This window comes from Roseburia sp. OM04-10BH, assembly GCF_003462605.1.
Classification (GTDB): Bacteria; Bacillota; Clostridia; order Lachnospirales; family Lachnospiraceae; genus Roseburia_C; species Roseburia_C amylophila.
This window is the reverse complement of sequence record NZ_QTZI01000001.1, coordinates 26,587-47,709: the sequence shown is the minus strand read 5'-3', so window position 1 is coordinate 47,709 and position 21,123 is coordinate 26,587. Positions and strand designations below refer to the sequence as shown.

The following is a 21,123-nucleotide window of genomic DNA, read 5'->3' as shown; positions in this document are numbered from 1 at the left end:
TATATAACAGGAGTAAGATACGGATTTTCTCTTTTATCTTTTTAAAATATCTTCCAAATCCAGACCATAACGTTTGGTAATATCTCTTGCATAACTTAAGCCATCCGGTGTCGTCCGGATGACCCGGTAACTCCGGGTACCCTCTTCTTTACTTTCCATCATTGCCACCAGATTATCGATTTTGCCTTTATTCTCCGGATGCTCATTATAGGTATCCAGCTGTTGTGTCAAATCATGAATATGGGTCACATAAAGGCCACAGCAGCCGATAATTCCGATTCCGGTCAGCACCTCTGATGCTATGTAGCCTGCCTCAAGTCCACTGGTACTGGAAAAAGATTCATCCATCAACAGCATATCCGTATCTGACAGCAGTTTCATGATTTCACTCAGTCTTGCACACTCACTTTCCAGTCTGCCCATTCCATAATTATTCTCATCAGAGGATGGAAAATGTGTAAATATTCCAGACACCGGACTCATTACCGCCTCTTCTGCCGGAACAAACAGCCCCAGTTGGAATAACGCCTGCGCCATTCCGATGGAATAGGCAAAAATAGATTTCCCTCCGTGATTTGGGCCGGTTATCAGATAGAATCTTCCTTTTTCATCCAGCTCAAAGGAATTAGACACAATTGTTTCCTCTACGGAATTCACTGCCAGCATGGGATTGTATACATGCTTTAACTCACAGCGTTTCTCCTGCATGGATGCAATCTTCGGTCTGCACATGGCAAATCCCTTTTCTTTCATGGAACGGATAAATTTTACTCCGGCAGTCAGAAAACGGATATCATCCAATAAAGCAATAAACATATTTGTATTAATGTGATAATAATTCTGCACCAGCGGTTCAAACTCCTTCAGCGACTTTGCAAAAATAGTCTGCAAAGCTGCATTCATGGAATAGTCTATAGCATCCTGTTCATCATTGTGCAGCACCCGGCTCAGTGGATAGAGTGCCGACATCAGATGCCATTTATCTTTTTTCCCTTTTTTCAAAAGCCGGTCCATGATAGTTCCTGGATGGAACTGCTCCTCATTGACAGAAATCAGTCCGGCTTCTTTCGGTCTTAAATTGCCATCAAGATTAATACCTACGGTTACGCTTTTGATATGCCCGAAGTTCAGTTCCATTTTCGGAAGTTCCTCATTCAGGCTCTGGTACTCGCTGCTTGCTACGATTGAGTGAATTTCTTTTTTGAAATTCTGCATACCTTCCGAATGAATCTCTGCTTTTTCCAATGCATCCGCAAACAGATTTACAATTTCCTGATACATTTCAAGATATCGCACCGAACGCAGGGCTGAATCCGTCGTAAAATCACTGTTTAATACTCTTCGCATATCATTGATATTATAAATAATGGATACCGCCTTGCAAAATACCTCGTAAAGTGATGGATTTTCCACCAGATCTTCTACTACGCCCAGACGATACTCTAATACCCGCTCATCTGTAGAGAAGAAATTTTCCAGTGAAAGGTCTGCCACTCCCCGGTAACTTTCCTTAATCAGTATTACCATAGCATCAATTTTTAATGCGTGGATAAATTTATAATCCTTCATGGGAACGGCTTTGTTCCGGTCATAATCCGGTGGATATAATAAATGAAAATCTGTCTGCATTCCACTTACGCTCCTTTTCTCTATTGTGCCCTTCTCTGTCATGCATCCGAACGTGAATATGCATTTTTCATCTGGCTGCTTAATTCAAACAGCACTTTATCCAAAGTATCCTGTGTCTCTTTCTTAAGCATTTCTGCTATCGCATTATTTGCCTGCTGCATCAGTTTCTGTCTGTTTGCTGCGTCCTTTTCTTCTGCCAGAAGTGCATCATAGGTATGCAGCAGTTCCCGCCCTTTTGCCATCACATGCATCTGATAGCGTTCGATATGAAAAAGGGATCTGTGATAAGAGGCATCTGCCATAGCTGCAATCATACGGCTTGCCCAGTAAAAATTATCTGTAGAAACTTCTCCGGTGGTATTGGATACATATTCCGGCGTTGTCTCCACTTCACCGTAAAACGGAACCAGCACATTAAATACATTGGATGCAAATGCTACCCACTGTATGATGTTTCCTGTATTTTCGGTAATGTCCGCCTGCTCCGGCCGCATTTCAATCACAGAAAGAAAATCATTCCGGTTAACTCCAATGGAACGGAATGCGCCTTTCATGGATTTTTCCCCATAAGAACCATATGGGTCATACGGTGTTCCCTGAAAATGTGCGGATAATACATATTTTACATCTTCGATTGTTACCTTTTTCTCCGGTTTCAAGCACCATGGAATATCATCGGATGCCGGCGTATAATCAGCCTGCTCCCCATCCCATTTATAGGTATGTGGGTTGAGATAACGCTCCATAAACCAGGCTCTTGGTGTATTGTATACATGATCGGAATCATCATGGGAACCAAATGCATCTCTTGGATTTAAGCTGCCATCCAAAGAAAGATTCAGATGATTTTTCTCAATAAATTCCCGCAAATCCTTTGAGCACATATAGTCCTTCTGTGTAGTAAGGGCATCCTCTAAATCAAAGGTGTCAAGTCCCAGCTGGTTTGGCATTACCACATAGACATCATCCGGCACTCTTCCTGCCATCCAGTGATGTCCGCCAATGGTCTCAAGCCACCAGATTTCATCCTTATCCTGAAATGCAATTCCATTCATCTCATAGGTTCCATACTGCTCCAGCAAACTGCCCAGGCGAATGACACCCTCTCTTGCACTGTGAATGTACGGAAGCACAATGTATACAATATCCTCTTCTCCAATGCCGCCGATAATCTCTTCCCTGCCATTTTCTGCCGGATGGTAGGTCACCAGAGGATCTGCTCCTAAGACGCGGGGATTGGAAGTTATAGTCTCTGTTGCAGTCATGGCAACCTTCGCCTCATTGACTCCACAGGCAGCCCAGACACCTTCCCCGTCTACCGCATTCGGCATTGCCGTGTAACGCATCGGATGCTCCGGCAATTCTATTTTCACATGAGATAATACAGACTGATAGATTGTCGGCTGTTCTTCCGGATGAATTACCACATATTTCTTAGGTGTAAAATGTCCGGCACCGGAATCATCATTTCGTGCAATTATGGTTGCTCCATTATAAGAAGCTTTTTTCCCTACTAAAATAGTTGTACATGGCATATCTGTTCTACCCCTTTTCCTGTTTCATTGAATGTTATTTCTAACGATAGCCCATCTTCGTCTCATAATTTACGATGGTATCCTCATTGGTTCTCTCTATTTCCGATAACATATCTTCTTTGAAATCGTCCGGTTCAATGGTTCCGTTGTACCAGGATTTTCCATTGAAATATTCCTGCAGTCCTTCATCTAAGAATTTTCTTCCATGTCTTGCATAGATTTCATTTCTGGCAATCCGGAGGTCCTCCTGGGTCAGATTCTCCAAATCAGCTTCCGTTAATAATCGGCTGGCACTCTCCGGAAGAATATATTCTGCTTCCTCTTCTCCAACTGCTCCGTCTGTTCCCATGTCCTCATTTCCGGTTGTATCTTCTTTATTTATTACTTCGGAAGTTTTCTCAGATGCTTCCTGCTGTCCGCTTACATCTTTCCTATCTGTCTGCTCTGTAGACATTTCCGTCTCTGTGGTCTGCTCCGTTGTAACCACCGGCTTATCGGTAATATCATCCTGCTTTGCCGGCTGATTGCCCTTGATAAATAACAATACAATAATTGCAATCAGAATAATAATAAGAACTGCTGCACCGATTAATAAATATACCATGGCACCGGAGCCGGATTTCTTCTCAGTTTCATTCTTATTTTTATTTGATATTTTTTCACTGTTCTTTGTTTTTGTTACTTTCTCATTCTTTTTTTGTTGTGGCTGTGGTGCCGGGCTTGCCTGTCTTACCGGGGTCTGCTGCTGTGTCGATTCCTGCTGTGGTACTGAAGCTCTCTGCGGTGTCGGATTTGGCTGGATTGCTCCCGGCTGAAAAGCTTCTACTTTCGTTCCGCATTTGGTACAGAATTTTGCATTTACCGGTAATGCATTTCCACATTTTGTACAAAACATTTTCTTTCCTCTTTTCTGTTATTTTATGTTTCTTTTGTTTCAAATTTTCAAATTATTTTTATTATAGATTCTATTGTACAAAAATGCGGGACACCAATTCCGTATCCCGCATTATCTTTTTTATTTTTTAAATTTCTTCCCGTCCTGTTCTGGAACGAATTACGAATAATACGCCAATTAATACCACGATACAAACCGGAAGTGCCAGCCATGAAATTCCTGCCAGTCCGACTGCCTGCAGGATACCAATCAGGAAATAGCCCAGTAAGCAGACTGCTGCAACTGTCAATGCATACGGAAGCTGGGTTGCTACATGGTTAACATGCTCACAGTGACCACCGGCAGATGCCATAATTGTGGTATCTGAAATCGGTGAGCAATGGTCTCCACAAACTGCTCCTGCCAGACAGGACGCAATGGAGATTACCATCATCTGTCCGCTTGGGAATACACCAAGGACAATCGGAATCAGAATACTGAAGGTTCCCCAGGAGGTTCCGGTTGCAAATGCTAAGAACGCTGCTACCAGAAAGATAATCATTGGCAGGAAGCCCTGCATTGCATTTGCTGAATTTGCTACCAGATCAGCCACGAATACTTTTGCTCCTAAGAGATTGGTCATTCCGGATAAGGTCCATGCCATAGTCAGAATCAGAATCGGAGCAATCATCGCCTTAAATCCTTCCGGAATACATTCGGTAAATTCCTTAAAGGATAAAACATCACGCAACATGTAATAGATAAAAGTAAATACCAGTGTTACTGCGCCGCCAAGAACCAGTCCGACGGAAGCATCACAGCCAGAGAATGCCTCTACAAAGGAAGTTCCGCTGAAGAAGCCACCGGTATAAATCATGGCTACGATACAGCTTACAATCAACACAGCTACCGGAAGAATCAAATCCAGTACGTGAGAGTTTTCTTTTACAACTTCCTCTTCATTATCTTCATACGGTCTTCCCGGTGTGGTAAACAAATCACCTTTGATTGCATTCATTTCATGGGTTTTCATCGGTCCGAAATCCACGCGCAAAAGAGTAATTCCAATTAACATTACCAATGTCAGCAATGCATATAAGTTATATGGAATTGTCTGGATAAATACCGCAAATCCATTGATTCCGGAATCTGCCGGAACAGAAGAAGTAACTGCTGCTGCCCAGGAACTGATTGGTGCGATGATACATACCGGTGCTGCCGTTGCATCAATAATATAAGATAATTTTGCACGGGACACCTTGTGCCGGTCTGTAACCGGACGCATTACACTTCCTACGGTCAGACAGTTAAAATAATCATCCACGAAAATCAATACACCAAGAATCATAACGGAAATCTGCGCTCCGATTCTGGTTTTAATATGCCGGGATGCCCACTTTCCAAATGCGGCAGAACCACCTGCACGGTTAAGAAGGGATACCAAAATGCCAAGCATGACAAGGAATACTAAAATTCCCACATTTCCTGCATCTGACAGTTTGTATATCATACCACCTTCTTCCTGGAATAAAATGGTATTTAACATTAATTCAAGGTTAAAATTGGAATACAGTAAACCACCTACAATAATTCCTGCCAGAAGTGAGGTATAAACCTCTTTGGTAATCAATGCCAGTCCGATTGCAATAACCGGCGGAAGCAAAGATAAAATCGTTGCATAGACTTTACACTGATAGCTGTCAGCATCAGCAATTGTTCCTGGTGTCTGGCTTGTTACGACCATAAGTATCACAATAATCGCAATAAATACCAGCATACCAATCTGTTTTCTTTTCATTTTCACTGTTTTCGTCTCCATCTCATTGTATTTTCAAAATAACCTACTCTGCCTTAATTGCCCAGCGCATCTTAGTAGAACGTGCCCGTCCGTTCTGCGCACACTCCTGTGCAGATGGGCGGATTACATCTTTGGCATAATCGGCATAAATGCCTGCCCGATAGCCTTCTTTTAATGCTTTCTTTACTAACTTGTCTTCGCCGGAATGGAAAGTTAAAATTGCGGCTCTTCCGCCCGGTTTCAATGCATCCGGCAGTTTCTCCATGAATTCATACAGCACTTCAAATTCACGGTTCACATCAATACGAAGTGCCTGGAAGGTTCGCTGGCAGGTCTTTTTTATCGTATCCTTCTTCTCTTTTTCCGGTAGAAAATCAAGCGTCTTTTCAATGATATTCCTTAACTTTGTGGTGGTATCAATCCGGTTGCCTTTTCGAATCTCATCGGTAATCGCTTTTGCCAGTTCTTCACAGTATGGCTCATCCGAATTTTCATAAAGCATTCCCGCCAGTTCATCCTTTGTAATGGCAGCCAGGCGTTCTGCTGCACTGATTCCGGCTTCCTGGTTCAGCCGTAAATCCAGTGGACCATCCACTTTAAAAGAAAATCCACGCTTCGGATTATCAATCTGCATGGAAGATACACCCAGGTCCGCAAGAATAAAATCAAATCCGCCGGCTTCTTTTGCAATTTCATCTATCGTACAGAAATTCTGTAATCGTATTGTCAGAATATCTTCTCCAAAACCGGCCTCTTCTAACCGCTTTCTTGTCCTGGCTGATTCCTCCGGGTCTACATCCGTTGCATAGATGTGTCCCTGCCCTTTTAAGCACTGCAGCATGGCTTTCGTATGACCGCCATATCCCAAGGTCGCATCAAAGCCTGTTTCTCCCGGCTGGATTTTTAAGAAATCCAGAATTTCATTTACCATTATGGAAATATGCATTCCGGCAGGTGTGTTTCCTTTTTTTATTACATGCTCAATCGTATCTTTATATTTTTCCGGCTGAAGTTCTTTATATTTTTCTTCAAATTTCTTCGGATATTTCCCACTGTAACGCACCCTGCGTTTGTGGGTTGTCTGGTTTTCCTCTGCCATAATCAAAGAGCCTTCTTGATTGCTTCCATTAACTCATCATAAGTCTCAAATGCAGGCAGTTCCGGATGGTCTTTCTTAATCTGCTCGGTGCTGCGGAATAAGAATCCTGCTTTACTTGCCTCAATCATTCCAAGGTCATTGTGGCTGTCTCCGCTGGCAATCGTCTCATAACCAATGGACTGTAATGCTTTTACTGTAGTCAGCTTGGAATTTTCAATTCTCATCTTAAATCCGGTAATCTCACCGTCCTCTGCCACCTCCAGAGAATTACAGAAAATGGTAGGCCAGCCTAATTTCTTCATCAGAGGTCCTGCAAACTGGGTAAAGGTATCACTGATGATGATAACCTGTGTCATGGAACGAAGTTCATCTAAGAACTCTTTTGCTCCCGGCATCGGGTCAATTTTTGCGATGGTTTCCTGAATTTCTTTTAATCCAAGTCCATGTTCTTTTAAGATGCCAAGTCTCCATTTCATCAATTTATCGTAATCCGGTTCGTCTCTTGTAGTTCTCTTTAATTCAGGGATTCCGCTTGCTTCTGCAAATGCAATCCAGATCTCCGGTACCAATACTCCTTCCAGATCAAGGCATACAATGTTCATGTCCATAATTAATCCTCCATACAAACATATTTAATTCAACAAATTACTTCCCTAAAGTATACCTTATTATGAATAAAAGTACAAGAAAGAACCTCATTTTTCAGAAAGCTAAAGCTTTTCTCATAGCCAATATGTGACTTTTTTATCACTTTTAGGAGGTCAAAGATATTCATAAGTTTTCGTTTAAAAATATATGTATTTCCATTTTTGCCATTCTGTTATTGCTTGCAATGGCAATTCCATTCATGTAAAGGTAGACGCTTACCTCAACGGACACCGGTCTACACTTATGGTGGCAATGAATTTTTCCATGGAAATTTAGTAGGCTATGGTACCCAGCACATCTCCCTGCCTTCCAGTTATAACGGGAAATCTTTTAATAAGAAAGAAATGAAAGGAAAACAGCCGGAGCTGTTTCGGAGATAACTCGTCACAATTCCAAAAGAAAAGAAGACGCTCAGGAAAGTCTGACGCCTTCTTTTCTTTTATTTACGCAGGTAGTTTTTCTCACTACTCACCTGCATAAATCGGTGGATGAACGGCATATGCCAGAAGATTTGCTGCAGACATCGTATCAAATACCGGTACTTCGCACACGGCTTCAATTCCTCTGGCATAGGTTGCCAGATTACTGCATTCTACGATTACCGCCCGCAAATCCTTTGTCTTTTCTTTTAACAACCGGGCTGCATGCAATACATCCCGGTTCATTTTTTCTATATCAAGATTTTTGCCACCCTCAATAACAATTTCATGGAAATGAGGTTCATCCTGCAAACCTTGAATAGATAATGGAATTTCTTTGCTCCAGCCGGATGCCAGAAGATGCTTTTCACTTAAAAGTTCCGAATGTCCGGTCAGTATTCCAATGGTTCCGCTTCTTCCGATAAGCTGCCATACCATAGGAATCTGGGTAAGTGAGGAACCGATAAACGGAATTCCGATTTCTGCCCCGATACAGTCCTGATAAAGGCTCATCATGCCACAGTCTCCTATGATACCTTTGATTCCCGCCTCTTTCAAATGCCGGCATCCTTTTAAAATATTTTCTTTTATTGCATCGTTATAATCTAATAATTCTGCAAATCCGCCTTTGATTACTTCATACCGGACCGGATAGGAAAAGGATGCCGCATGTCCGGCATCCCCTGGGATTCTTGGAGTACTGGTAGAAAATACCAGCACTCCGATATATTGTCCGTAATACGGATGACCTGTTTCTATTTTCATATTATGCTGCCGCCTTTTCTGCTACACTGCCTGCCTGTTCTTTGCCTACGAAGGTTCTGCCCCAGCCGGTAATCATTGCGATTAACATCATGATTCCAAGGCCAATACCGTGGAAGGAGAATAATACTATCAGGTTCATGTTGAAGTTTACTGCCACACCTGAGCTTGCGGCAAAAGTATATGCTAACATTGGTGCAAAGCCATATGGAATCAGGCACATTGCCACACAGGATACTGCATCTAAGATATTCGCACTACGATCCGGTGTAATGCCATGTTTTTCTGTCAGCAGGCGTTTTGCTACCGGTCCTTCCATTAAGATAACAACGGAGTTACATACGGTAAGGATACATAGCAGTACATCTACTGCTGCAACTACAAGCTCTGCTTTTCTTGGTGTATCTGCAACCTTTGTTACTTTTTCCAGTAATACTTCAAATAAGCCGCCGACTTCCAGAAGATGAACCAGTGACATCAAAAGCATCGCAAATACGACTGTGTCCATCATTCCATTGATACCATCTACCAATGTTCCGCCTACACTGAAGCTGTTCATATCAATGATTAAGATATCGGATACCGGAAGCAGACCGGATATAACACCAACTACCAGCCCTACTGCTACGGAAGCAGAAAGTGCCACTAACATATGTGTTCCTTTAATCATCATAAATATCAGCAATGCAGGAACCACTAACATAATCAGTCCTTTCGGGCTTGCTGCCACATCAGATGCAACGGTTGTTCCATCATAAGTTGCAAAACCTGCGGTTACAAAAAGTACCAATGCGATAGCTGCACCAGCTAATGCATATTTTAAGCGGGAACGTACAACAGTTGGAACCGGTACATCCTGTGAATATGCAGATGCAATAGTTGTATCAGATACTGGTGCGATGTTGTCTCCAAAGTATGCTGCACTGACAATTGCTCCTAAAATAAGTGGTGGGTATGCGCCAAGGGAAACGCCTACCGGATAAAGAATCGGTGCCAGTGACATAACAGTTCCAAGTGCAGTTCCTGTTGCAGTAGATAATACACTGCCACAGATAAAAATAATTGCCGGGAACAATGCTCCGGTTACTCCGATGGATGTACAAAGCCAGGTCAGGCCTTCAATCAGCCCGGTAGTTTTCATAATCTGCGCAACCATACCTGCAAAAAACAGGATAATCACGATCATAATAACGGTCTTATTGGCAATTCCTTCAATCAATGCTTCCGCACATTCTGCCGGCTTCTTGGCAAGCAGCAGTGCTAAAAACATGCCGGCAAGGGTTGGTACCCAGAATGCCATTGGCAATGCCTTTCCACTTAAAGATAGAAATAAGATTCCTCCCAACATCACTAAAAACGGTAATACTAATCCAAACATGCCGCCCCGGAATTCGAGGCGTTTTACTTTTGTCTCTGTCATAATAAACATCCTCCTTATCATTACTCTTTCAACTATAATTTGAGAAATGTACCTTGCAAGTTTCCACGTAAAAAGGAGTCCAAAAGCCATTTTATCTGGCTTTAGACTCCTTCGTCGTTTCTGATGATAATGTATCATGCTTTATTCTTAATTTCTGTAAATCAACTTACAAAACAACTATGTTTTTTTGTAAAACATATTACACTTTTATTTTGCATACAGCCCGTTTAACACTTCTCCAATGGAAGTAATGCCGTATTCTATCTGCTCCATGGATGGAACGGTAAAATTTAACCGAAAAGAATGGGATTTGCTGTTATTGGTAATAAATACATCTCCCGAAATAATTGCAACCTTCTTCTCGCTGACTAACTTCTGCACCAACTCATCAATGTCAATCTTACCAGAGGTATCGGTACACCATACAAACATTCCGCCATCCGGCTCAATACACTTTATCTCCTTTGGAAGCTTTTCCCTGATTAATTTGCACATATATTCGCTCTTTTTCGCATAGAAAGCGGATACCTCTGCAATATGTTTCTTAATATCATAATTCTTATAATACTCATAAACAATCATCTGTGCAAGAATATTTGTATGCACATCGGTAAACTGTTTTAACAGTGTCCCACGTTCAATAATCTTCTTGTTGGCAATCATAAATCCCACACGAAGCCCCGGTGCCACAACCTTGGAAAAGCTGCCGGAATAACATACAATTCCTGCATCATCAAAGGACTTAAATGCCGGTACATGTTCGCCCCGGAAACGCAGCTCACCATATGGATTATCTTCTATAATGATGATATCATGCTTTTTGCAGACCTCATAAATTGCTTTCCTCCGCTCCAATGGCATCGTAAGTCCTGTCGGATTAGAAAAGTTTGGAATGAGATAAACAGCCTTAATGGGATTCTTTGCAATGGCTTCCTCTAACTGCTCCGGCAGCATGCCGCTATCGTCGCCTTTTACACCAACCAGCTTTACATTATTGGCTTTTATCGCACTTAAGGAACCGATAAAAATGGTCTCATCACAGGCAATGGCATCTCCCTCATCACAGAAGATTTTCACTGCCATATCATTTGCCTGCTGTGCACCGGATGTAATCAGCACTGCATCCTCCTCTGTTCCAATGTTAAAATTCGTCTTTACATACTCTGCAATCTGTTCCCGCAGTGGAGTATATCCTTCGCTGATGGAATACTGCAGTGCTGCAATGGGATTTTCCGTTAAAATTTTCTGGGTAATCTCTGCAATTTCTTTTTCCGGAAATGCTTCCTTGGCAGGATTTCCTCCGGACAATGCTACGATTCCATCTCCTACCATAAGTTTAAATAATTCACGGATAGCCGATGGTTTTAAAGTCTGTACTTTCTCTGAAAATTTATATTCCATAATATGTCCTCCTCTATGAAGCTGCCCTTTTAACCGGGCATTTATCATCCTTTTTCTATCATTAATTTTTCTGCCACTAATTTTTTTGCCTTTATTTATAGTGAATGACATTCCGAAGGGGTTTTCCTGCTTTGTAAGCTGCCATATTTTCTTCGTATAACTGTTTTAACCGTTTCACCCAGCTGTCTCCTGCCCCTGCCTTATGGGTTGTCAGGAAAACATTCGGTAAATCCCATAACTTTGACTCCTTTGGCAATGGCTCCACCTCAAAAACATCCAGTGCAGCCGCGGCAATCTCGCCTTCTTCCAATGCCCGGATTAAATCCTCTTCTACTACAATCGGTCCTCTTGCGGCATTTAAGAACATGGCATCCTTTTTCATTTTCCGGAATGCATCATAATTTATCATGTGCCTGGTTGCATCATTCAAAGGCACTACAACGACGATGTAATCACATTCCGTAAACAGCGTATCAAGCCCTTCCTTTGTATCACAGAAATGATCCCAGTAAGGACAATCCTTATTATATAAACCATAGGTATATACTTCCATTTCAAAGGCTTTGGCACGTTTTCCGATTTCTACTGCAATTGCGCCATCTCCGATTAATCCTAATTTCTTTGTATACAAATCCTTTCCAACCACAGACATCCATGGATCCTGGTTAAAGGTAATCCACTCATGCCGTTTCTTAGCTTCCACGTATTCCTGCATTCTTCTGGAATACATCATCATCTTGCAGAACACATCCTCTGCAATAGAAACACTCATGTTTCCGGTTCCGTTGGTAAAGAGAATGCCACGCTTTTTCATTTCCTCCAAATCAGCTCCATCTACGCCTGCTGCCGGGGTCTGAATCCATTTCACCGATTGGCACATATCCAAGAAATTCTTCTTTAACATATATGGATGAATATTAATCACTTCTGCTTCCGCCATTACCTGCGGATGTGCAAGCATTTCCTCATTGGAATAAAAATATGTCTCATCCTCTGCAGCTTCCGGCCATAATCCTTTATATAACTCATGTGATACAATTTTCATGTTCCCATCTCCTTTCTGCCTCCCAATGTAACATGAGAAACAAAAAATTTCTGTAAACTGATTTATAAAAATTCTAAGAAATTTTGTAAAGTGCTTTACTTTCTTTTCCATACTTTGTCGTATATAATGTATACAATCTAATCGAAAAGAGGGATTTCACATGGGTGCTTTATCAAATGATGATATCTATAATGAAGATTTTTCCAGGCAGGTTACCAATCCCTGGGTGAAGCTTTCTCCGGACGAATGGGGAAGCCTTACGGAAGGACTGTATCCTACCCGGTTTGACAAAAATACGGTTATCTATCACCAGGGCGATATGCTGCGCTTTGCTTTTATCGTAAAAAGCGGCAGAGTCCGCCTCAGCTATTACAGCGAGGCCGGCGAAGAAAAGGGGATTCTGATTGCAGAAGAAAACTGCATGTTTGGCGAAGCTGCTGCTCTGCCGGGTTACCCGACCTATTATACGGCAACTGCAATCGTAGACTGTGAATTATATCTGGTTCCGATTCCAAAACTTATTTCTACGATTCAGACGGATTCAGATTTTGCGCTGAAATTAATTATGCTGATGGCTCGGAAAATGCGGATTTATTCTGCGCAGGAAATCGAGCTTTCCTTTACGGAAGCCTATACCAGAACCTGCCATGCCCTGCTTTATATTGCAGATGTCTATGGCAAACCTACCGACGAGGGAATTCTCATTCGTAACCGCTTTACCCATCAGGAGCTTGCCAATATGATTCATACCAGCAGGGTCAGTGTTGCCAATGTTTTCAGTGAACTGACGAAGTGCGGCATTATTGCCAAGCGGGATGGGCATTATATTATATTAAAGCCGGATGAACTTTACGTTTAATTTTACATGCAAAAGAGGGATGAACAATGACTGGAATTATTATCTACAAGATTGAAACCTTTGTAATTATGATGCTGCTTGGTGTCCTTGCAGCCAGACTTCACATTTTAAAGAAAGATGGATTAAGTACCTTATCGGGGCTTCTGGTAAAAATTACTTTTCCCTGTCTGGGATTTGCCTTAATCTATGATGCGGATACTTCTCTTCTTGATTTTGCTGCTAACTGGAAATTTGTAGTCTTTGAACTGCTGTTGTCTGCATTTCTCCTAGTACTTGGTTTTCTCTCCATGAAGCTGATGCGTCTGCCGAACTCCACCAGACAGATCCATATCATCCAGACCATGTTCGGAAATCAGGGGTTTATGAACATCCCGATTCTGCTTTCTATTTTTACCCACGGGGAAGCCAGTGTATACATTGCCATTTTCACTCTGGTAGATCAGATTCTTCTCTGGTCACTCGGTGTTGTCATCATGTCTTCTTCCGACCCTGCCAATAAAAAAGTCTTATCTCTTAACACCTTAAAGAAGATTTTAAATCCCATGAACTTAAGCATGCTTGCAGCTGTTCTATTTACTACCTTCCATATTCATCTTCCGGAGGTGCTTTCTTCTACAATTACCTCTGTTGGAAATGTAAGCTTCAGTCTTGCGCTGATTTTCCTGGGTGCAACTCTTTCTTATATTTCCTTAAAGAATCTCGACTTTATTTATGATTATTTCTTTCTGGTAATTGTCAAAATGATTCTGATTCCGGTTGGTGTTGCAGCCGTGGTATCACATTTCCTTACTCCGACCGAAACAACCATTCTTACCCTGATGGCATGTATGCCAGCCATGTCCGCCATTCCGATGATGGCAGAAAACTACCATTCCGATGCGGAATTTGCTTCTAAGACCTGCTTTGTCATGACACTTTGCTCCGTCTTTACGATTCCGCTAGTCTTCTTCCTCTTAGAACTTCTCGGCATCCACATCGGCTGATGATTGGTCTTCTTTCTGAAATATGCTATAATGAGCAGTACTAACTTAATAGTGACTTATCAAATGCTTATTTTAACTTTAAGAAACCCTTCAGAAAGGAGTCTCCATGAGTATCTTATCCAACCTATCCAGTAAAAAACGTACCTTTGAAGCAGCAGAACCAGACCGGAAATATCTGGCACAGGGCATCTTCTTCATTGCCCTAGGAACCATTCTTATTTCCTGCATTACCGTTACAGAGCTTAATCTGATGCCTCGTTATCTGCTGCTTGCTGCCGGTATTATCCCTGGTATCTTCGGCTGTTTTCGATTATTGAAATTCCATAAAGACGCCAAAGCTTTCCGGGACTACGAACCCGCCTGGGACAAAGGCCGAGGCATGTATGACCGGTTTGCCAAAGAATATAACCAGTGGAATGAAGATGGAACTCCTCCGGTAAGCTGTGATGGTGATATTACATATTTTTTGAAATTGCAGCAGGAGCGTCTTAAGGAAAAGGGCCTTCGTATGAAAAACCGTGTCATTCCGGGAAAAGGCAATACCTACGGCACTGCCTGTCTCAGTCACAAAAGTGCCTGGTATACCTCGGATACAACTTATGAAGAAATCCGCCATAAGTTCTCTTTTTCCAATGCTTCCGGCGAACTCTATTCCCGTGATACCGAGCAGGTTATGTATGAAACAATTGTACACAGCCCTAACGAACAGCAGCTTCCCTTTATTACCGCAACCTGTCCAAGCTGTGGTGCCGTTAATCTGGTTTCCAATCTGACGGAAGGCTGTCCTTACTGCGGTACAAAATTTCGCATAACGGATTTATTTCCCCGTGTCATGAATTTATCCTTTGTAATAAATCCATCCTCCAACCGGAATATGCAGGTATTTCACAATACCATTTTACTTACCATGCTGGTATTTTTTGCTGGATTCTTCCCATTCTTTCTCATTGGAAAACAGGAAATTCTTCCTCTGGCACTGTTCTCTGCTTATCTTGCCGCACTGATTGGTGGCGGATTCTTAGGCTTGCTGTTAGGAGATTTGCTGCTTCTTATGGGGCTTGGCAACCGGGATGGCATGAAACATATTTCGGCTTTTGGCTTTCTACGTACGAAACGGAAGTTAAAGGATACGATGCTTCGTTATGATCCGAATTTCTCTTATGAAAAGTTTGAAGGCCAGATGATTTCTCTTGTACGCATGGCGGTATTTTCCAATGACCCATCCACGCTTTCTTCCTATCGTGGTGGTACATTAGACGAGCGTTTCAAAGATATCATTGAAATGACTTATACCAGTGGCATGACACTGAGAAATCTGTCCGTGGAAAACCATCAGCTGCATATGACCTTACGAACCTGGTGGATAAATTACAGCGAAAAAAATGGAAATATTTCCAAAACCGGTGACTGTATTGATGTCACTCTTTTGCGAAATATTTCCACTCCGGAACCACCTGGATTCTCCATCAGTTCCGTTATCTGTAATAGCTGCGGTGCCAGCTTTGATGCAGTACGACAGCGGTATTGTCCATTCTGTCACAGCGAATATCATATGGAAGATAAGACTTTTATTATCGAAGATATGAAATTAATCCGATGAACTATTCTTTTTCTTCAAAACCATGCTGCAGGAATTCATTCCATGCAGCGTTGGTTTTTTCTAATTCTTTTTTCTGCATAATCGCATTCCGGTCACTTAAAATGGCAAGTATTTCATCTACAATTTCACCCTCCGGCAGATATTCATAGTGTGATAAATACCATAACATCCTCTGTGCTGTAAAATCCGTATTCAGATTCCGGGTAATGACATCACAGAATTCTTCCGGATACCCCCGCTCTGTCATGATATGATAAAGCTCTATACTCTTTTCCGACTTCGGTTTCATTTTCCATTCCTGCCCTTCGTCTCTTAGAATTCATATTTTAATATGGCACAGTTCTTCACGCCAAATGCAGCATATTCTTCATTGGTCATTTCATAAAAATAGGACTGCACAACTCTTGATATGCCATTGTGTGCCACCAGAATATAAGTCTTATCGGAAGCTGTTACTTCGTCCAGAAGATTGTAAATTCTCTGTGCCAGATGCAGCATGGATTCTCCGCCGTCATAGCGGGTGATAAACTGTCCCTTTGCAATCTTAAATTCTGCTCCATCCCGCGGTGTGGATTCAAATCTGCCAAAGTTCTGCTCTTTTAAACGAAGCTCTTCCCTTGCCGGAATTCCGGTAATTTCCGAAATATGCAATGCAGTATCTTTTGCCCGGATTAATGGGGAATATAATATTTCATCCGCCTTTATGCCTTCTTCTAATATTTTCTTTCCGGTCTCAATTGCCTGCTTATGTCCAAGCTCAGTCAGTGCAATATCTGTTGCACCACATATCCTATTTTCTACATTCCATATGGTCTGTCCGTGCCGGACAAAATATACATATCCCATACTGTTTTCTCCCTTAATGCCTTATTTATGTTCTTCGTCATTTTAGCGGTTCACCGGAAAAATGTCAATTTTCATATGTTTAAACAAATTTGAGGAATAATCAGTTTCCAAGTCACTTATTGTCTGAATAATTTTGACATATTTCCCATAAAGTAGTAAAATTATGATAAATATTTAGATTTTCGCTTTTACTTTTACTGTTGCATAACGCAATTGGTGCCATAGTGCCATTGTATATAACGAAGGAGGAACGTTATGTTTGAGAATCTTAAAATTAGAAACCGTCTGGGGAAGGCATTCCGTATTATCGTGACAACCTGCTCCATCGCAGCCGCCCTTGGTGTGGTTATGCTGATTGTAACCATGACTCTGTATAAGAATGCCCTGAACAATTATGGTTTTTCACAGGGTGACATCGGCAAAGCAATGGTTGCCTTTACCGATACCAGATCTGCCACCCGTGCTATTGTCGGATATGATGATGACAGTCTGATTAGTCAGATGTCCGATACCCATGACGAAAGAAAGGCCACTTTTGAACAGTATTGGGAACTTGTAGATGAAGTTACTACCACCAGCAAAGAGCAGGAAATCTATGATTCCATTGATGCCAAGCTGGAAGATTACTGGACTACTGAGCAGAAAGCAATTGATACCGGCAAAACAACCGACCCGGGTCAGAGTGCAAAAGCCCAGAATATAATGATTGATGAAGTAGCCCCATTATATGATGAAATCTATTCCGGAATGAGGGACTTGATGAATACCAAAGTAACAGAAGGAGATCATTTAGCAGATACACTTTCTGTTGTTACCCTTATTTTTATCATTATCATTGCTGTAATTATTATTGTATCCATCCTTGTTTCTTCCAAGATGGGAGCTTCCATTGCAAAGGGAATTTCAAAACCTTTAGTCGCACTGGAGAATCGTCTTAGCACTTTTGCACAGGGTAATTTACATGACCCTTTCCCGGAGGTGAAATCCAACGATGAAGTTGCAAGTATTGCAGCCACTTCTACTGAAATGGCTGAAACACTGAACGCAGTCATCACTGATGTAGGTGTTCTGATGGAGGGCATGGCAAATGGTGATTACACCATCCAGTCCGAGCATTCCGACAAATATGTCGGTGACTTCGAACAGTTACTGACCGCAATGCGTGGCATGCGTGATGCAATGGTACATACTATCCAGATGATTGGAGAAGCTTCTTCCCAGGTTTCTGCCGGTTCCATGAACCTTGCAGAATCTTCCCAGAGTATGGCAGAAGGTGCTACTGAGCAGGCCGGTGCCGTACAACAGCTTCAGGCAACAATCACTGATATTACAAGTAATATTGAACAGTCCGCTGATCAGGCTCAGATTGCTTATGATCAGGCAAAGCAGTATGCTGCTGAAGCAGAAGACAGCAGTGCTGAAATGAAAGCCATGGTTGATGCTATGGCACGTATTGATGAAACTTCTAAGAAGATTGGAAATATTATTTCTGAAATCGAAGATATTGCTTCCCAGACCAACTTACTTTCTCTGAATGCTTCTATCGAGGCTGCAAGAGCCGGCGAAGCAGGACGTGGATTCGCCGTTGTTGCTGACCAGATTCGTCAGCTTGCAGAGCAGACAACCAAATCTGCTGTAGATACCAGAGACTTAATCGAAGGTGCCCTTCAGGAGATTGCTGAAGGTAATGCTGCTGCAGACCATGCTGCTGAATCTATCGGAAACGTTGTAAATGGTATCCAGCAGATTGCTGAATCTTCCAAGCACATCAGTGATGTTGCTAAGACTCAGGCAAATGCCATGGATCAGGCAGAACAGGGTGTAAACCAGATTTCTGAGGTAGTTCAGTCCAACTCCGCATCCGCAGAAGAGACCTCTGCTACCAGCCAGGAGTTATCTGCACAGGCAACTTCCTTAGATGAACTTGTTGGAAAATTCATCTTACCAGAAGACACTGAACAGTAAAATATACCAAAGCCCATGAAATCATAAAACAACTTTGATTCCATGGGCTTTTCTTTTATTCCAATTTCTTTATTTCAATTTTCCCTGTTCTTCTGCCAGGCTTCGCAGTTCTTTATTTAACATATTATAAGGTCCGAAATTCTCGCAGGTGCAAATACAGGTTTCACAACCCGTAAGTATTTTCTTTGCTTCTTCCAGTTGTGCTTCTTCCATCGGATAAAAAGCTTTTGCAGTAATGACTTTTGATGCCAGTGCCGTTGCAACAGGATATTCTACGTCATTTTCAAATAAGATTCCTGCTGCAAATGGAATATGTTCTCTCTGCAGTCTGTAATAAGTTGGTATTGCAGCACCACCGCCTCCGATTACGAATACGTTCGGGGCAGCTTTATTTCCCGGCATCTGCATGATTCCAAGCATGGAATCAAAGTTCTTTTCCTCAATTCCATAAAGCTTCTGTACCAGCGAACCCTGAAAGATTTCCTCCGGTGGTCCAATATGGCTGACGGTGGTCCCATCTACACAGGCTACCATATCCGATACTTTCTGTACCAGGTCAAGTTCATGCAGTGACATAATTACTGCTATATTCCGTTCCCTTGCCAGTTTCCGGATGCTGTTTAAAATATCAAGCTTATAGCGGATATCCAGATAAGAGGTAGGTTCATCCAATACCAGGATTGCTGTATCCTGACAGATGGCTCTCGCCAACATAACACGCTGTCTCTGTCCGTCACTGATTCTTGTAAATGACTGCTCTGCCACCTCTTCCGCATGAACCATGGTAATTGCCTCATCCACCAGTTTCCAGTCCTGCTTATCTAAGATTCCAAGTCTTCCGGTATAGGGATATCGCCCGGTTGCAACCACATCCCGGCAGGACATCAGTTCCGGATGAATATGCTCTGTCATTACCATGGAAAGGCTCTTTGCAATTTCTGCCTCTTTCATTTCCGAGGTTGCTTTCCCGTTCAGGTATACTACACCACCAAGGGATTTCAACTGCTTTACAATACTCTTTAGAATCGTAGATTTACCGGAACCATTGGGACCAATCAATGTCAATACCCTTCCCGGCTCTGCCATCAGATTGACATTCGAAAGAATGACCTTTTTTCCATATCCAACTGTGAATTTGTCTGTTACAAGCCCCTGTTTTCTTTCAGAAGATTTCATTTTTCCTGCCATGCGTTCTTTCTCTGTGTACTCTGCTTTTCCTGCCATCTGTTTTGTCATCCCCGCTCCTCCTGTCTGCGCAGCATCATTACAATTACCACCGGAACCAAAAAGACCGCTGTAACGGTACTGATACTTACTTCTGTCGGTGCAAAGAGTGTTCTTGCGATTCCATCACAAAACAGTGTCACTACCGCTCCCCCCAGAAAGCAGCCCGGTATCAGCACCAGTGGTTTTGCTGTTCCTGTGGCAGATTTTATCAGATGTGGCACTGCAATTCCTACAAAGGAAATCGGCCCTGCAAAAGCTGTTACACAAGCCGACAATAAGCTGGATAACAGAATCAGGCTTACCCGGAGTACCGTTATATTAACACCCATATTTCTGGCATAAGTCTCTCCCATCTGATAGGCACCAATCGGCTTTGCAAGAAACATTGCCGCAAGAAAGGACAGCAAGGTCAGGATAAATATCATCAGGATATTCGACCAGTTCATTCCGGAGAAGCTGCCCTGGGACCAGTTGTGCAAATTTACGATATTCGAATCATCTGCAAAAGTAACACAGATGTCTGTAATTGCCGAGCAGATATATCCGATTAGAATTCCGCATACAATCAGAAGAGACATTCTATGTACCTTCATGGAAATTAAAAGTACAAATCCCATTGCCAGAAGTGAGCCGGCAAAGGCTGCTGCTACCATTCCAAAAGAACTGATTGCAATGCCCCTTCCCAGAAGATAAATCATTGCCAGTGCTACCATAAGTTTGGCACCGGAAGAAATTCCAAGCACATACGGACCTGCAATTGGATTTCCAAAAAAAGTCTGCAGTAAAAATCCGGAAATGGACAATGCTCCCCCCAGCATGACAGCAGCAAGAATCCGTGGCAGTCTGATATCCCAGATAATATGATAAGCGGTGCCTTCTTCTGTCTGTTTCAGTAAAATATTCCAAAGCTCATCCCAGGAAATCGAAATACTTCCAGAACCAATATTCCAAAGAATTAATCCCACCAGCAATATAATAATTGTTATAAAAGAGACTGCATACCGCTTCATTTT

At 42.2% G+C, this 21,123-nt stretch carries 18 protein-coding genes; 4 read left to right on the top strand and 14 right to left on the bottom strand.

What is annotated here, in order from left to right:
* Positions 1–33 precede the first annotated feature (33 nt).
* From DXB43_RS00235 to DXB43_RS00190, 10 genes are all read right to left on the bottom strand, one after another.
* Positions 34–1,629, bottom strand: a complete 1,596-nt coding sequence (locus DXB43_RS00235) for a MutS-related protein (protein WP_158567167.1) — start codon at positions 1,627–1,629, stop codon at positions 34–36.
* 38 nt (positions 1,630–1,667) lie between these two features.
* On the bottom strand, positions 1,668–3,164 hold the full coding sequence (locus tag DXB43_RS00230) for a C69 family dipeptidase (protein WP_117945996.1): 1,497 nt from the start codon (positions 3,162–3,164) through the stop codon (positions 1,668–1,670).
* A 40-nt stretch (positions 3,165–3,204) separates the two neighbouring features.
* A complete protein-coding gene (locus tag DXB43_RS00225; protein ID WP_117946535.1) occupies positions 3,205–4,059 on the bottom strand; it encodes a YARHG domain-containing protein in 855 nt (284 codons plus the stop codon).
* Positions 4,060–4,186: 127 nt separating this feature from the next.
* The gene (locus DXB43_RS00220) at positions 4,187–5,836 is read right to left on the bottom strand and encodes a Na+/H+ antiporter NhaC family protein (RefSeq protein WP_117946533.1); all 1,650 of its coding nucleotides are present in this window, start codon (positions 5,834–5,836) and stop codon (positions 4,187–4,189) included.
* Between the two features lie 43 nt (positions 5,837–5,879).
* Positions 5,880–6,935 carry a 16S rRNA (cytosine(1402)-N(4))-methyltransferase RsmH gene (gene rsmH, locus DXB43_RS00215; RefSeq protein ID WP_022244131.1) on the bottom strand — a complete coding sequence of 352 codons (1,056 nt, stop codon included), beginning with the start codon at positions 6,933–6,935 and terminating at the stop codon, positions 5,880–5,882.
* 2 nt (positions 6,936–6,937) lie between these two features.
* Positions 6,938–7,537, bottom strand: coding sequence for a bifunctional phosphoserine phosphatase/homoserine phosphotransferase ThrH (thrH, locus tag DXB43_RS00210; RefSeq protein WP_117697433.1), 600 nt, complete (start codon positions 7,535–7,537; stop codon positions 6,938–6,940).
* A gap of 510 nt (positions 7,538–8,047) precedes the next feature.
* A complete protein-coding gene (locus DXB43_RS00205; protein ID WP_117945994.1) occupies positions 8,048–8,767 on the bottom strand; it encodes a hypothetical protein in 720 nt (239 codons plus the stop codon).
* 1 nt (position 8,768) lies between these two features.
* The gene (locus tag DXB43_RS00200) at positions 8,769–10,184 is read right to left on the bottom strand and encodes a Na+/H+ antiporter NhaC family protein (protein WP_158567166.1); all 1,416 of its coding nucleotides are present in this window, start codon (positions 10,182–10,184) and stop codon (positions 8,769–8,771) included.
* Positions 10,185–10,391: 207 nt separating this feature from the next.
* Positions 10,392–11,585, bottom strand: a complete 1,194-nt coding sequence (locus DXB43_RS00195; protein WP_158567165.1) for an aminotransferase-like domain-containing protein — start codon at positions 11,583–11,585, stop codon at positions 10,392–10,394.
* A 91-nt stretch (positions 11,586–11,676) separates the two neighbouring features.
* The gene (locus DXB43_RS00190; protein WP_158567164.1) at positions 11,677–12,630 is read right to left on the bottom strand and encodes a D-2-hydroxyacid dehydrogenase; all 954 of its coding nucleotides are present in this window, start codon (positions 12,628–12,630) and stop codon (positions 11,677–11,679) included.
* Between the two features lie 160 nt (positions 12,631–12,790).
* Between DXB43_RS00190 and DXB43_RS00185 the strand changes: the two genes are divergently transcribed.
* The 3 genes from DXB43_RS00185 (at position 12,791) to DXB43_RS00175 (ending at position 16,072) form a co-directional block, all read left to right on the top strand.
* The gene (locus tag DXB43_RS00185; RefSeq protein ID WP_117945983.1) at positions 12,791–13,489 is read left to right on the top strand and encodes a Crp/Fnr family transcriptional regulator; all 699 of its coding nucleotides are present in this window, start codon (positions 12,791–12,793) and stop codon (positions 13,487–13,489) included.
* 26 nt (positions 13,490–13,515) lie between these two features.
* A complete protein-coding gene (locus DXB43_RS00180; protein WP_117945980.1) occupies positions 13,516–14,472 on the top strand; it encodes an AEC family transporter in 957 nt (318 codons plus the stop codon).
* A 106-nt stretch (positions 14,473–14,578) separates the two neighbouring features.
* Positions 14,579–16,072: a hypothetical protein gene (locus DXB43_RS00175; protein ID WP_117945978.1), complete on the top strand. Its 1,494-nt coding sequence runs from the start codon at positions 14,579–14,581 to the stop codon at positions 16,070–16,072.
* A 1-nt stretch (position 16,073) separates the two neighbouring features.
* On the opposite strand, the gene DXB43_RS00170 is transcribed toward DXB43_RS00175, so the two are convergent.
* A complete protein-coding gene (locus DXB43_RS00170; protein ID WP_199535070.1) occupies positions 16,074–16,361 on the bottom strand; it encodes a hypothetical protein in 288 nt (95 codons plus the stop codon).
* A 23-nt stretch (positions 16,362–16,384) separates the two neighbouring features.
* Complete coding sequence (locus DXB43_RS00165) at positions 16,385–16,918, bottom strand: histidine phosphatase family protein (protein WP_117945976.1); 534 nt, start codon at positions 16,916–16,918, stop codon at positions 16,385–16,387.
* Positions 16,919–17,173: 255 nt separating this feature from the next.
* On the opposite strand from DXB43_RS00165, the gene DXB43_RS00160 reads away from it, so the two are divergent.
* Positions 17,174–18,883 (top strand): methyl-accepting chemotaxis protein, encoded by a 1,710-nt coding sequence (locus tag DXB43_RS00160; protein WP_117945973.1) that lies wholly within the window; start codon positions 17,174–17,176, stop codon positions 18,881–18,883.
* A gap of 69 nt (positions 18,884–18,952) precedes the next feature.
* On the opposite strand, the gene DXB43_RS00155 is transcribed toward DXB43_RS00160, so the two are convergent.
* Both DXB43_RS00155 and DXB43_RS00150 read right to left on the bottom strand, forming a co-directional pair.
* Positions 18,953–20,059: an ABC transporter ATP-binding protein gene (locus tag DXB43_RS00155; RefSeq protein WP_117946529.1), complete on the bottom strand. Its 1,107-nt coding sequence runs from the start codon at positions 20,057–20,059 to the stop codon at positions 18,953–18,955.
* Between the two features lie 56 nt (positions 20,060–20,115).
* Entirely contained in the window at positions 20,116–21,120 is a 1,005-nt protein-coding gene (locus DXB43_RS00150; protein WP_117841939.1) for a FecCD family ABC transporter permease, read from the bottom strand.
* Between the last annotated feature and the right edge of the window lie 3 nt (positions 21,121–21,123).

Excerpts from the sequence above, each read along its gene's own strand:
- DXB43_RS00235 (WP_158567167.1), bottom strand. The coding sequence starts at position 1,629 with ATGCAGACAGATTTTCATTTATTATATCCACCGGATTATGACCGGAAC.
- DXB43_RS00230 (WP_117945996.1), bottom strand. The coding sequence starts at position 3,164 with ATGCCATGTACAACTATTTTAGTAGGGAAAAAAGCTTCTTATAATGGA.
- DXB43_RS00225 (WP_117946535.1), bottom strand. The coding sequence starts at position 4,059 with ATGTTTTGTACAAAATGTGGAAATGCATTACCGGTAAATGCAAAATTC.
- DXB43_RS00220 (WP_117946533.1), bottom strand. The coding sequence starts at position 5,836 with ATGAAAAGAAAACAGATTGGTATGCTGGTATTTATTGCGATTATTGTG.
- rsmH (WP_022244131.1), bottom strand. The coding sequence starts at position 6,935 with ATGGCAGAGGAAAACCAGACAACCCACAAACGCAGGGTGCGTTACAGT.
- thrH (WP_117697433.1), bottom strand. The coding sequence starts at position 7,537 with ATGAACATTGTATGCCTTGATCTGGAAGGAGTATTGGTACCGGAGATC.
- DXB43_RS00205 (WP_117945994.1), bottom strand. The coding sequence starts at position 8,767 with ATGAAAATAGAAACAGGTCATCCGTATTACGGACAATATATCGGAGTG.
- DXB43_RS00200 (WP_158567166.1), bottom strand. The coding sequence starts at position 10,184 with ATGACAGAGACAAAAGTAAAACGCCTCGAATTCCGGGGCGGCATGTTT.
- DXB43_RS00195 (WP_158567165.1), bottom strand. The coding sequence starts at position 11,585 with ATGGAATATAAATTTTCAGAGAAAGTACAGACTTTAAAACCATCGGCT.
- DXB43_RS00190 (WP_158567164.1), bottom strand. The coding sequence starts at position 12,630 with ATGAAAATTGTATCACATGAGTTATATAAAGGATTATGGCCGGAAGCT.
- DXB43_RS00185 (WP_117945983.1), top strand. The coding sequence starts at position 12,791 with ATGGGTGCTTTATCAAATGATGATATCTATAATGAAGATTTTTCCAGG.
- DXB43_RS00180 (WP_117945980.1), top strand. The coding sequence starts at position 13,516 with ATGACTGGAATTATTATCTACAAGATTGAAACCTTTGTAATTATGATG.
- DXB43_RS00175 (WP_117945978.1), top strand. The coding sequence starts at position 14,579 with ATGAGTATCTTATCCAACCTATCCAGTAAAAAACGTACCTTTGAAGCA.
- DXB43_RS00170 (WP_199535070.1), bottom strand. The coding sequence starts at position 16,361 with ATGAAACCGAAGTCGGAAAAGAGTATAGAGCTTTATCATATCATGACA.
- DXB43_RS00165 (WP_117945976.1), bottom strand. The coding sequence starts at position 16,918 with ATGGGATATGTATATTTTGTCCGGCACGGACAGACCATATGGAATGTA.
- DXB43_RS00160 (WP_117945973.1), top strand. The coding sequence starts at position 17,174 with ATGTTTGAGAATCTTAAAATTAGAAACCGTCTGGGGAAGGCATTCCGT.
- DXB43_RS00155 (WP_117946529.1), bottom strand. The coding sequence starts at position 20,059 with ATGAAATCTTCTGAAAGAAAACAGGGGCTTGTAACAGACAAATTCACA.
- DXB43_RS00150 (WP_117841939.1), bottom strand. The coding sequence starts at position 21,120 with ATGAAGCGGTATGCAGTCTCTTTTATAACAATTATTATATTGCTGGTG.